This is a genomic window from Devriesea agamarum (genome assembly GCF_900070355.1).
GTDB lineage: Bacteria > Actinomycetota > Actinomycetes > Actinomycetales > Dermabacteraceae > Devriesea > Devriesea agamarum.
In genome coordinates this window covers 1,350,030-1,362,806 of the sequence record NZ_LN849456.1, presented here as the reverse complement: position 1 = coordinate 1,362,806, position 12,777 = coordinate 1,350,030, and the positions used below count along the sequence as shown (strand labels likewise).

Annotated in this window: 8 protein-coding genes; 3 read left to right on the top strand and 5 right to left on the bottom strand. The window is 61.4% G+C overall.

Annotated features, from left to right (window positions below; translation table 11 throughout):
* Positions 1-25: 25 nt before the first annotated feature.
* Together BN1724_RS05995 and BN1724_RS05990 are read left to right on the top strand one after the other, a co-directional pair.
* The gene (locus BN1724_RS05995) at positions 26-1,426 is read left to right on the top strand and encodes a glutamyl-tRNA reductase (RefSeq protein ID WP_058234628.1); all 1,401 of its coding nucleotides are present in this window, start codon (positions 26-28) and stop codon (positions 1,424-1,426) included.
* The gene (locus BN1724_RS05990) at positions 1,423-1,740 is read left to right on the top strand and encodes a hypothetical protein (protein WP_157085785.1); all 318 of its coding nucleotides are present in this window, start codon (positions 1,423-1,425) and stop codon (positions 1,738-1,740) included. Before BN1724_RS05995 ends, BN1724_RS05990 begins: the two co-directional genes overlap by 4 nt.
* Here BN1724_RS05990 and BN1724_RS05985 read toward each other — a convergent pair.
* From BN1724_RS05985 to BN1724_RS12570, 4 genes are all read right to left on the bottom strand, one after another.
* Positions 1,699-3,024: a M18 family aminopeptidase gene (locus BN1724_RS05985; protein WP_058234626.1), complete on the bottom strand. Its 1,326-nt coding sequence runs from the start codon at positions 3,022-3,024 to the stop codon at positions 1,699-1,701. The two genes, BN1724_RS05990 and BN1724_RS05985, sit on opposite strands and share 42 nt — an antisense overlap.
* Before the next feature lie 161 nt (positions 3,025-3,185).
* Complete coding sequence (locus tag BN1724_RS05980; protein WP_058234625.1) at positions 3,186-5,270, bottom strand: DUF6541 family protein; 2,085 nt, start codon at positions 5,268-5,270, stop codon at positions 3,186-3,188.
* 184 nt (positions 5,271-5,454) lie between these two features.
* Complete coding sequence (locus BN1724_RS05975; protein ID WP_231928169.1) at positions 5,455-6,345, bottom strand: glycosyltransferase family 2 protein; 891 nt, start codon at positions 6,343-6,345, stop codon at positions 5,455-5,457.
* 61 nt (positions 6,346-6,406) lie between these two features.
* Positions 6,407-8,134 carry a glycosyltransferase gene (locus BN1724_RS12570; RefSeq protein ID WP_084252806.1) on the bottom strand — a complete coding sequence of 576 codons (1,728 nt, stop codon included), beginning with the start codon at positions 8,132-8,134 and terminating at the stop codon, positions 6,407-6,409.
* A gap of 217 nt (positions 8,135-8,351) precedes the next feature.
* On the opposite strand from BN1724_RS12570, the gene BN1724_RS05965 reads away from it, so the two are divergent.
* Positions 8,352-9,710: a hypothetical protein gene (locus BN1724_RS05965; protein ID WP_058234624.1), complete on the top strand. Its 1,359-nt coding sequence runs from the start codon at positions 8,352-8,354 to the stop codon at positions 9,708-9,710.
* Between the two features lie 23 nt (positions 9,711-9,733).
* Here BN1724_RS05965 and BN1724_RS05960 read toward each other — a convergent pair whose 3' ends face one another.
* The gene (locus tag BN1724_RS05960) at positions 9,734-12,691 is read right to left on the bottom strand and encodes an acyltransferase family protein (RefSeq protein ID WP_157085784.1); all 2,958 of its coding nucleotides are present in this window, start codon (positions 12,689-12,691) and stop codon (positions 9,734-9,736) included.
* Between the last annotated feature and the right edge of the window lie 86 nt (positions 12,692-12,777).

Here is a 12,777-nt window from a genome sequence, read left to right as displayed (position 1 = left end):
GGAAAGCCTCGTTACGATAGAGCCTATGCTCGTCGCCCTTCGCGCTACCCACGAGCACCTCGACCTCGAGGTGCTCGACGCGCTCACCCGAGGCGCGCGAAAAATCCCCGAAATGCTGGCTGCAATTACAGGTCCGCTCGACCGCGCTAATAACTCGCCCCTTTTAGGGTGGGTGGTCATCGCGACCTGCAACCGCCTCGAAATCTATCTCGATGCCGAACGGTTTCACGACGGCGTCGATCTGGTGATCCAGGCCATTGCCGAGTCCTCCGGTATCGACCCCGACATGGTCTCCATGTGCCTGGACGCCGCCATGGGTCCGCAAGTTGCCGAGCATTTATACGAAGTGATGGCCGGCCTGCGGTCGGTTGTGGTGGGAGAAGCCGAAATCACCGGCCAGGTCCGCACAGCGTTCGGGGCATCACTCGAAGCGGGTCACACCACTGCCATGTTGAATGACCTGTTCCAAGTCGGTTTTCGCTACGCCAAACGGGTGGTGAGCCACACCAAAGTCGGTGTCGCTGGACGCTCAGGCGCCTCAGTTGCGCTCGACCGCGCCGAAGAAATCCTCGGCTCCCTGCGCGACGTGCGAGTCCTAGTCGTCGGGACGGGAGCTTATGCCCGACTCGGGGTGAGCGATCTCGCCCGCCGAGGGTGCACCGACATCTCGGTATTCTCAGGGTCAGGCCGCGCAGAATCCTTCGCCCAAAGCCATGACGTCCACGTTGTGCCCATCACGGACCTCAGCCACGCTGTGCGCGCAGCGGATCTCGTACTGGCCTGCTCTGGCCGCGGAACCTCCCTCTTCCCGGAGTGCTTCTTCGGATCCGGCCCCACCCTCGTGCTAGACCTTGCCCTCCACTCAGACCTGCACGCGCTCGTGCGACACATGAGCCATATCCGGGTGATCGGCCTCACCGATATCGCCGCTCCCATGGATCAGGCCACCACCGAAGCTATTGCGGCGGCCCGGGCGATCGTGGCCGAAGGGGTCGAACGCTTCCAATCGCGACAGGAAATCCGCAAACTCGACCCGGCTGTCTCGGCCCTGCGGGCGACCGTGCGCACCGCCATGGACGAGGAAATCGCCCGATTGCATGAGGAGCATGAGCCGCAGGTCGCGAACGATGTGGAGCGCCGCATTCGCCGGATCTTCGCCAAAGTGATGCACTCGCCGACCATGCGCGCTCAACAGCTTGCCCGCGAAGGTCAGGCTCAGGAATACGTCGCCGCCCTGCACACACTGTTCGGTATCGAGGTCAGCGCCGACGGCCTTGGCCATGACGCCCCGGTGGGCGATACCGACGGTTGGATGCGGGTGGACCAAACTATGCCCCCTCGATTTGACGGCGTGCCCCAGAAATCCTCGGTGAGAACCGACGTGCTTGCGCGGTTAGTGCGCAACAAAGGGGCGCTGGGGGCATGAGCGGAGACCAGATGCGTGCTCTGTTCGCCGCATTGCCGGATCTGATTGATCAGCACGGCGCGACCTCGCAGACAGTTCTGACCGCTCGCGCGGACCTAGCGGTGGCGTGTGCCCAGGCCGGTGAGTTTGAATCGGCGCTGTACCAGGTGGATGAACTGGTTAACGATGCGCTGCGTGAACATGGGCCCGACTCCGAAATCGCCGCCACCACGCGACGAGCCCGCTCCCACGTTGAGCAGATCGTGGCGCAGACGGTGGCGGCTGGTTCCGGGTCAGTCAGTTCCGGCGAGGAATTCGCGCAAGGCGAGCTCTAGGCGCAGCGGATCCACCACCGCACACATTTCGCGCACCGAGTGCATCGACAGCAACGGGATGCCGACATCCACGGTGAGCATGCCCAGCCGGGTTGCCGTGATCGGCCCGATGGTGGAACCGCACGGCATCGTATTCTTCGACACGAACTCCTGATAGGGGACTTCGGCCGCTTCACAGATACGAGCCCACATCGCCGCGCCCTGAGCATCGGTGGCATAGCGCTGATTCGCGTTAATTTTCAGCAGGGGGCCTCCGCCGAGAACCGGTCGTACGGCGGGGTCGTGACGTTCGGGATAGTTGGGGTGGACTGAATGCCCCGCATCGGAACTAATTACCGCCGAATTCGCGTAGGCGCGGCGCAGCGAGGCCTGGTCCCCACCCAGACTCATATGCAGACGCACCAAGATGTCTTCCAAGAACGGACCCGCTGCCCCAGACCGCGTCGAAGACCCGATTTCCTCGTGGTCGTTGGAGACAAACACGGCGATGGGAGCGTCGTCGCGAGGCGAGGCCGACACCTCGATAAGTGCCGTAAGCCCCGCATGGGTGGAGGACAGATTATCCAGGCGCGGGCTCGCAAAGAAATCGCGGTCGGCCCCGAAAATCGCCGGCGGTTGGGTGTCCATCGTGACGATGTCGTACCCGGAAACATCGGTGGCATCGATCCCAGCGGCATCGGCCAGGATCCCGAGAACATCAGCGGCAGTGGTCTCTCCGAGGCCAAAAACCGGCTGCATATGCTGCTGCGGATCTAACACGAGACCCTCGCCGTTGACCCCGCGATCCAGATGCACGGCCAACTGTGGGACCCGCATCATCGGTCCGGTACGGGTCAGATGCTGCGTGCCGTCCCGGGTGATCAACCGCCCCGCCAGGCACAGTTCCCGATCAAGCCAGGAATTTAAGAGCGTGCCGCCATATACCTCAACCCCAACCTGGGTAAAGCCGTCGCGCCCAATGGTGGATGCAGGCTTGAGCTTGAGCGACGGCGAATCCGTGTGCGCCCCGACGATATGAAACGGAGAGTTACTGTCGGCGGCCTCAGGGCAGACCCAGGCGATGATTGCGCCATCGCGCACGACAAAAAATTCGCCGCGCAGGTCGGTCCACGCATCGGTTTCGCTGAGCCGCGTGAATCCGGCTGCTTCGAGACGCCGGGCGCTTTCCTCCGCCGCATGGAACGAAGATGGGGAGGCACTGACGAAATGACCGAGGTCTGTCACAAATGCTTCGGCTGCCGTACGGGAGGTGTTTTCCGTGCGGGAGAGATTGGAATCGCGCATGGTCTCTATTCAAGCATCGATCCCTGTTTGCTAAGACAGCCTGGTCGCTTACCGCCGGCTGCACTCACTTCAGGTGCATGCGGCTTAACTGTGATCGATCAGTGGTCCGCTTACGAGTTAGAAAAGCGCCGCCTCAGGGTTAGGAAAGCTCCGCTTACAGGCTAGGAAGGCTTTGCACAGGCGGTTACTTTGAAGAGCTTCGCCTGTCCCTCATGCGCCACTAATTTGAACCCGGGGGCGGTGTCGAGATCATCGAACCCGGGATAGGGGTGCTCCCCTCCGTTCACTTCCTGATCGCCAAAGTCGAGCACGTAGTCAACATGGAGGCGGTCAATGGCCGGGCACACCGCGGGATCAGAGGCGACTTGATCCAGGTGATCATCCAGCAGCGCCGCATCGTGGGTGCGGTATGCCAGCACATGATGCGCCGTAGTTTTCAAACCGGTCAGCGGATAGGCCAGGGATGAACCATTCCACGGGTTGGTGGCAATGACCGCATCGCGTGGAACCAATGAGGGTAGCCGCATAATCAGGTTGTATTCGTCTTTGGTGAGCAGTTGGCTGGTATCGGAGAGCCGATAGGTGGATCCTGCCCAGTCCACGGCGTAGTCCATATAGGTTCCGCGTTGGGTGGTTGCGACCAGCACGCCGGATATTCCGACGGCGACCACCGCTGCAGCCGCCCCGGTCGCGTGCTGCGCGCGATGCGTGCGGCGTTCACCGTGCACCGCCGCCCCGCCACCAGCGGAGCTCACGAGCCGGTGCCGACTGTGAATCAGCGAGGTCAGCCACAACGCAAGGTGATGAACACCGAGCGCAGCTAAAGGAAGCGCAGCGAGCGGCAATATGCTGGCGAGCCGGAAGGAATCGTTGTACCACACACCGGTGAGTTTGTAGCGCCAGTTATTCGCCGGGAAACTGGCTACCACCAGCCAGAAGAAGACGAGCACGCACCACACCAGAGGAAGCCAAAGATTCTGTCGGGTGCGAATGATGCGGTACACGCCGAACAGGGCGAAAGCACTGACCACCCAGGCGGGCCATTGCCCGAGCGGCGCATTCACAATAGCTTGCCCGATGGCGTCGGCCTGTTGCATCACCGGTTCCCACCCGGCCTGGCTGCGAGGTGGGCGCACAATCGCCCAGCTCTTGTAAATCGCGGCCAGAAGAATAAAGAGCCCAATAATTTCCGCAATGCCCGGCAGCGGGGGTCGGTGACGGCGCAACATATCTCGCAGCACCGTCAGGATCCTCATGCCGACGACGGGGATTGCGATCAATGCCACCGTCATCACAGCATTCGGGTGGGACATCCCAATTCCGGGCACCGCTAGGACGATCAGCACAACGGCATGCCACGTGTGGAAACGCCGTGCAGGTGTCGCCCGCAGCAGATCGACTCCGAGACCTATCAAAATGGGGGCGAGCGCAAGCCCCAGCAGGTTCGGGTAGAGCACACCGTACCCAGCCAGGAGCAGAGGGAACGCGCTGAATCCGGCGCTTAAAACGCCGGTGGCGAGCATAGCGGCTGGGGACGGTTTTTTCAGGAGCGTGCGCACCAGGAAGAGGCAGCTGAGCGGCCACACCAGAAACGTCGCAGTCAGGACGGCGTTTGAGGCGATGGGAACCGACGTGCCGGTCAGTAAAACCGTGAGCGATCCCAGGTCGTGCCAGGCTGCCGGATAGTAGACCGGGTCACCCGGGGAGGCGTTGAGTGAGCTCAGGGTCAGCGTCGAGGCATTGCCATGTTCGAGGATGTACTGAATGGCTGAGAGATGGAAGACGTTGTCGAACGTTTGCGAGATCGCGCTGGGGAACTTCAGAAGATTGCGGATATTTCGCAGCCAGAGCACCGCCGCCACCAGCCATCCTCCGTATATCCACAGATCAGATCGCTGAAACCAGGGGCATGCAATGACCTGGTCATCGGAGGTTTCATCGACATCGGCTTGGCCGGTCGATGCGCTATCTCGGCGCCGACGGATACGCGCAATGATGAAGCGAGCGAGCAGGACCACCAGACATGCCACCACCGTCAGGGATAGAGGCATCCAGGGCGCCCAATGCAGGCCTGTTGGTCCGTAGATCACGGCGGCAACCGTGATCAGCGACACCGACAGTGCTGGTGAGAGCAAGACGGCGTTGACGCCGCGCTGTCCGACGCAGATGGCCAGAGCTAGGCCCGGCACAATCATGAGCGCGAGCGCAGTCAGGGCGGGGACCACGAGGGGAATCCAGGTCTGCATCCTTCTATCTTCGCAAGCCGCACGCACGCCGAGGTAAGAATCCCTTATGGCTTAGGACAAATGTGCGCCAGATCGCGCTCCAGCGTCCTCGGCCTGCCGTGGGCGTTCCACGGCGCGTGACTTGAGATGCGCGCTGGGTCGAGACGCGGGCTAGGTCGAGATCCGCGGTGGGTCGAGATGCGGGCTAGGTCGAGATGATGTGGCGCGAGAGTGCTTTGACGGCCTTTAGGTCGCGGTGAGCGAGTGCAGACATGAGGGTCTTCCCTGCGTAGGCGCGGGACGTGGCGTGTAGCCGCGCAGCGCGACGAGCCCGGGGCCATTTGTGCGCAGCCGCGATGTCGGCGGCGATTCGGAAATACGCGCGTTCATCGTCAAAACGCGAGCCGTCAAACAACATCGTGCTCGAGACGCTGCCTAAATGCCGACGGTACTCAAACACCACCTTGGAGGACCTCACTAAGGTATCTCCGGCAAACACCAGGTCTAATATCAGCGCCAGGTCGAGAACCACCGGGAACCCGTCGCGGAACGGAACTGCTTTGATCCGTTCGGTACGGAAGGTGAGGGAAGGCCAGTACAGCCAATTGCCGGTTAATAAACTGGCGGCCAGCTGTTCCCCAGAATACTCGCGGTACCGATCGTTTTGTCTGCTGAGAAGAACGTGTTTCACGGTGTCAGGCAGGGTACGGCTGACGGAGCCGTGTTGGTCAATGACCTGAACGCCCGGCTGGATAATCGAGGCATGCGGAAACCGTGCGGCAACGTCAAGGACTTCGGCCACGTAGCCCGGTAATAGTCGATCATCGGACCCGATCATGACCATCAGCGGCGCCTCAGCGGCCGCCACACAGGACTTAAAGTTTTCGATCAGACCTTCGTTGCGTTCTTTACGGATGTAACGAATGCGCTCATCAGCAATCTCCTGCACATGGTCGCGAATTTCGGTCCCCGGATAGTCATCGTCAATGATGGTCAGTCGCCAATGCGGTGATGTCTGAGCGAGGACACTGGCGATGGCCTCTTTCATATACGCCGGATCACCCCAATAGGGGACCATGATGTCGAGAGTTGTCACTGGAGCTCCGATGATCGGGTACGAAGGTTGCCTTGATCGCTACGTCGTGCGCTGCACGGTGTCATCGACGCCTCAGCTTGCGCGCGAACAACGTACACAGAGCGCGCATCAGCATCAGCCGCGACCGAATGACCTGCTTGAGGCCGCGCGGGGTAGGCTGGGTCTGGTTGCTGTCGTGGTACCGGCGCGCCAATGACCGTTCCTCGCAGTGCGTCAGCGAACCAAACACATTGGCGTACAGCGCTAACCACAGATCGTGCGATTCCGTGAGCCAGGCTGGGAACGGTAAAGCCCCTCGTTCCAGTGCCCGCCGGTGAACCCCCATAGCGCACCCGTAATAGGGTCGATTCCCTGCCAAAATGCCAAGAATATTGCGCAGATGGCGGGTGGAGTCAGCGGCTCTTAAATGCCAGTCGGATTGACCGTAGGGGCCGGGGATCGCGTCAGGACCACCCAGGGTTGTGAGGTTTGTTGCCACCACGTCACGGCGACTCAGAGCAGCCACCATGAGCTCAGCCCGACCCGGCAACCAGACATCATCCTGGTCAGACAGCAGCACATATTCCCCCTGGGCGAGTTTCATCGCCCTTTCAAAGGTCTTGACGTATCCCGCATTGCGCTCGGCACGGATTAAGCGGATACGCGAGTCATCGATGGAGTCCACGACATCCGCGGTGTGATCGCTGGAACAGTCGTCGACCACGATCACTTCATCGTTTGGCCCCAACTGGTCGAGGATCGATGTCAATTGCTCGCCAATGTACTTCTCGCCGTTCCATGCAGCCATGCATACGCTGATGCGGACGGGTGGATTCAGGCCATTTGGGCCAGATATATCGGCGCTCTCGGAATGATTCGCTGCGGTGTCACCGATCCGTGCGCGAATGCTGTCACGTGGCTCTGGTCTACGACCAGTACGCCCGCGCAGACCATCCCCTAAACCGCGCACAGCCTCTCGCAGACGCCGAGTTCGCCCGGGGACACATGCGGTGACGATGGCGAGATGACGCACCTCGCGTCCAAGCGCCGCTGCGGTCCACAGTGGAGCGGTGCGGGCATGGGAGCGGGTGAGATGGATGAGGTTGCGGACCTGGTAGTAATACCGAAAATCACTGGCTACCGTCAGCTCAAGATGTCGACCGGCGATACTGACCGGGTACCCGGTGCCTAGGCGATGCCGCAGCCGCACCCCCGGAGCGGCGATGCACTGAAATCCAGCGGCGTGTGCTCGCAGATAAAACTCGGAATCCACGCTGTCAATAAAGAGATCGGCACGGAAGCGGCCAATGGCGGCGAAGACACTCCACGGGATCAAGAGTCCAGACTGAATGGGTTCACCGCTGATCCGGAAACCGGGGTTATCGGCTCCAGGGGCGTCGGCACGATGCACTGATTCGGCTGAGCCGGGCGCGATCATCCCGACCCGAACGCCATGAGCGCTCGCGGCGAAAAAAGCCCGAAGCAGGTCTGTGACGTACCTGTCGGGCACAACCGAATCCTGATCCATGGTCAGAACAAATTCCGGGGGAGCGGAATCCAGCGCAGCTAAACCCGTGTTGAGCGCTTGGCCAATACCGAGGTTTTCCGGGTGATGAATCACCTCGACCTGGTCATCGCGTAGAGACTCTAATAAGGCCCGGGCGGCTTCGTCGGGGGAGCCGTCGTCGACAATGACGATTCGCTGGACCTGCGGGCGCAGAGAGTCAATCGCTGCGCGCAGTGAATCCGTGGGGCGAAAAGCTGTGACGACTGCGGCACAGGAACGTTGCGGCAGCTCAGAGGTGGTCACCTCCGTATACTAACAAGGCGCTCATAGGGTGCTCACGAAAGCACCAGCGGTATCACAAGTGAACGTATCGGCGTGATCACTCGTGACAGCGTCACCACTCGCGTCGGTGCCTGGTTGTCTTTCCGATAGGCAGGTAGCAGCAGCGGGCGACGACAGCGTGAGAAGGGCTGCCCGATGCGGCAGGGCTCGGTAATCCGACGACTCAGGAGGTCAACCCATGCCGCATGAGACATCGAGTTCGCATGAGACATCAACGCCCGCCCCATTGACGAGTGATGCGACGGCTGATTCAGAGACCACCGCCTCTGGGTCGGCGCATTCTAAGGCGGCGCCGCGCACACAAGGGCGGAGCATCGCCGGGGTGGGGCTCGCCTCGCTCTTCTCGGCAGCTGTCATGTACCTGGCCATGTATATCGGCGCGCGAGTGTATGACAGCACAACCCTGACCTACCTTCTCCTGTTTATCTCCGCCTACCAACTGGTGACAGGCCTGCTCGCCGGGGTGACCACTGAGCTGACCCGCTCGGTGGCAAAAGCGACCACAATGACCTCGCCACAGGGTCCGAGGGTCGCGACGGTTGCGCTGGTAGTGGCCGCTGCCCTCGGTGTGCTCGCGGCGGTCAGCCTTCCGCTGTGGAAGGACCAAGTGTTCGCGGTAGAGCCGTTGCTGCTGGGGGGACTTGTCTGTCTGACCGCGGTGGGTTTTGCTGCGCACGCCGCCACTGCGGGAGCCCTATCGGGTCGAGGTGACTGGAATGGCCTGTCGGGGTTGTTGACGCTTGAAGCTGGGGTGCGTGGCCTTCTGACCCTGCTCGCAGCGGGAGCAGCCGTCATGATCGGACTCGGGATCGGTGGATTCGCAGGGGCGATGGCACTGGCCTCATTCAGCTGGGTTGCGATGATGCTGTTCTCCGCTCGCGCCCGAGCTGCGTTCGCCTCGCGCACCGATGTGCCGGCCGGTGCACTCGGGCGCAAACTCGGGGCGTCCGTGTCAGCTCAGGTCTCCAATGCGCTGCTGACCGCTGGTTTTCCCACGCTGCTTGCGCTGATGACCTCGCAGAGCCAAGTTGATGCCGCCGCGGGTTTGATTTTGGCGATCTCCCTGACCCGCGCGCCACTGATCATTCCGTTGTCGGCCTTCCAATCCGTATTGATCACCTATTTTGTGCGTGCTTCGTCGAGGCCGGCTGCGATGCTCGCGGTATTTGGTGGCGGAATTATCGCGGTAGGAGCGGTGGGCAGCGGCCTAGCCTGGTTGATTGGTCCGTGGATCATGACGTTTTTCCGTCAGGATGTTTCGGGCGGACTGTTGGCTGCGCTCACCGGGGCGGCGACGCTGCTCGCCGCGCTCGTGCTGACCGGGGCGTTGTGCCAGGCTCTTGGTCGCCACACTCTGTTCTTAGCTGGATGGGCTGCGGCGGTGCTGGCCGCGCTGGCGAGTTTGGCTTTGCCTGGCACCATCGACTACCGCGCGGTGGTTGCTCTGGTTGCGGGTCCGCTGGTCGGCATTCTCATCATGCTGCCGGGGGTGCTGCGTCCAGCGCAGGAACGACAACTCGTCGCGGAAGAACGATAGCTCGGCTCAACCGAGTACGCTCGCTATTTCCACTGCACTCCGTCGGCGGCAAGGGCGTCGGTCAGTGGCAGAGCGAGAGTACGCGTGTAGTCAGCGGTGAGGTGTTCAGGGTCTAGATATACCCGCACATTGCCGATCACCAGCTCACATTTGCCCTGCGGGCAGATCGACGGGGTGAGGTCGACGGGTAGGAAGCGTCCGCGTGGGTGCGATGAATCTTCCGACGATGAGGTCCCGACCGCATCCTGAGTGGCTGAGTCCAGGATGTGGGTGAGGTCCTGGTTGGGGTCTTTCGCTGCAAATATTGATGAGGTATCCACCACGCACACCGCGGGATTAGCGGAGTTTTCTTGCAGGCATCCGTACGGGTCGAAAGGAAGTCGGGGTGCATCTCGCAAGCCGACGACCGAGATCCCGGCGTTCATTATCTCGTGAAGATTCCCCTCAATCCCCGGCGTGATGGTCTCTTCTCCGCCTCCCAGAGGGACCAGTGTGGTGGTCGTCATCAGGTAATTGGGCTTGTGTTTGAGGATGTAGTTCTCAACAGCTTGGCTCCATTCGGGGCATTGAGCATCGGTGCCGGTACCGAACGCGCATCCTCCCTGGAACAACGAGATCACGGTGAAACCGTTGGCTTGAGCAATCGGAATGACTGACCCCGCAAACTGCTGGGCCCGAGAGTTGCCCACCACCATGATGGTGGGTTTGCCTTCTTGTCCGGGCAGCTGGGAGCAGTTGCCTGCAATCTCGCTGCTGTCGGGGGCCCACGTGCCCGTGCAGTTTTCCGGCAGCGACACCCAGTTGTGTGGAAGGTCGGCGTCCTGGGGGATCAGCTCTGCGTGAGGATCGCCGGTATAGCGAAACGTTGGATTGAGGGCGACCGCACCGGGGTTGTTCTTTGATGCGAGAGCTTGGAGCCGGGCTTCATTGCGGTCGAGGACCTCGGTGGCAGTGGCGGTAGTGACGAACACGATCGTGAAACTCACCCCAATAATGCCGACGCTGCGCCACCAGTGGGCATCAGCCCAGCTTGAATAGCGGATGGGGGAGTCCACCCAGCGGGTAATTGCCCAGGCCATCACAATCGCGCCGATCACAAGTGCGGTTCCCACCAGAGGTGAGAGGGTTTCGACTTCGAGAACGGTCAGCAAGATCACCAGGGCGGGCCAATGCACCAGGTAGAGCGCGTAGGAAATATCGCCGAGCCATTGCAAAGGTTTGCTGGCAAGCAGCCGGTCCACACCCCACCACGTTTTTGTAGGGCCGGCAGCGATCACCAGGCAGGCGGCCAGGGTGGGCCAGAGAGCCACGTATCCGGGGAAGGCACCTTCGATATCGAGCACCCAGCCACATGCCAAGATCAGTGCCAGCCCGATCCACCCGAGCAGGGCGCGTACGATCCGATACCCGTTGGCCGACGGGTTGGATGGCAGCCGGTATGACCAGCGCCGCTCCAGCAGGGGGAGGGCAAGCGCTAGCAGCGATCCGAGCGCGAACTCCCATAGCCGGGTACGGGTGTCGAAGTAGGCGAGTACCTGGTCTGTCGCCGTGAAGTAAACAGACCACGCGAACGAGCCTGCGAACACAGCCCCGAACAGAACAAAAAGGGTGCGTCGCACTGGTAGGTGGAACCACCGGATGAGCAGTGCACCGATCAAGAACAACGCTGGCCACAGCAGAAAAACCTGCCCTTGGATCGATAGTGACCAGAAGTTTTGCAGGGGACTAGCCAGAGAATGATCCGAGGCGTAGTAATCCACGCTATTGGCCGCGAGCAGCCAGTTCTCGACGTAAAGCAGGGACGCTAGCGCCTGATCGAGGATGTCACGCCACCTGCCGCCAGGCAGGGTAAAAAACATGGCGATGACGGTCAACAGGATGACCAGTGCACCGGGCGGGACCAGTCGTTTAAAGGCGTGGAGCCAATAACGAGGGACGCGAAGCGGGGTGCCGCGCTCTAGCTTTCGGGTAAAGGAACCGGTGAGGAGAAAGGCTGAAATCAGCAGGAAGATATCGACACCGCCGGATACACGGCCAAACCAAATGTGGTAGCAAACCACCATCATGATGGCGACCGCGCGCAGACCTTGTAGCTCGGGCCGGTAGGAGGTCAGTTTTTTCGCTTCGGAGACGGAGTGTGCGTGCGGATCATCCTCGCCGGGACGGGCGTCTTGCGCAGCCGGGGTGATGTCCTGCCGTGCAGTGTCGGACTTTGCACGGGCCGTGGATTCTGTGCGGGACTCGGGCTTTACGCGAGCCCCTGTCTCCTCACGGGGCTCGGACTCTGCGCGAGTCCCCGATTCGGCGCGGTTCCCTCGAGATGGCAGGCTCGGCCCGTCGGGAGTGATGACGGCAGTGCGAGGTTCCGGGGGTGAGTTTTTTCGCTCAGGTGCGGTGGTCGGGCCGGCAGTGCTTGGCTTGACACCCTGAGATGTCGGCGATGTTGGCTCGGCAACCGTGGGTTGTGAGCTGAGGCTTGTGGCCGCGGAGACAGCTGTTGGTGCGGCAATCTCACGGATTGGGCCAGCGGCCTGGGCATCTGGAAGAAGCTTTGCTGTGGGCTGCTGCTTAGGTGGCCGCTGTTGGGCTAACTGCTGTTCGGCCAATTGCTGTTTGGGTAACCGCTGTTCTGACGGCCCCTGTTTAGGTGGCCGCTGTTCTGACGGCCCCTGTTTGGATGACTGCTGTCCGGCTGGTAGACGGTCAGGTGACGAGGGTTCTAGCGGCAGACGGTCAGGAGCTGAGGGTGTGGTCTGGTCCGAGACGGAAACCTTTGGCACGGCGGTGGAATTTGTGTCCTGGTAACTATCGAGAGGAAGACGCCGTCGCCCATGCGACCGCTTAGGGATACGGCTTGGCACAGGCTTTTGTTCCTCGGTGTTCTCGCCCTGGGTATTACCGCGCCGACGGCCATGGTGCGATGACGTATGAGCAGCATGGGACATAGGTGCCGGGCTCTTTCCGTCGGGGTCTTCGGGCATCGAATGATCGTAGGCATGGTATGCCGACGTAACCGATGACGAGCGATTCGATCCCGGATCCACACGTGATGCACAGGTGCAGCACA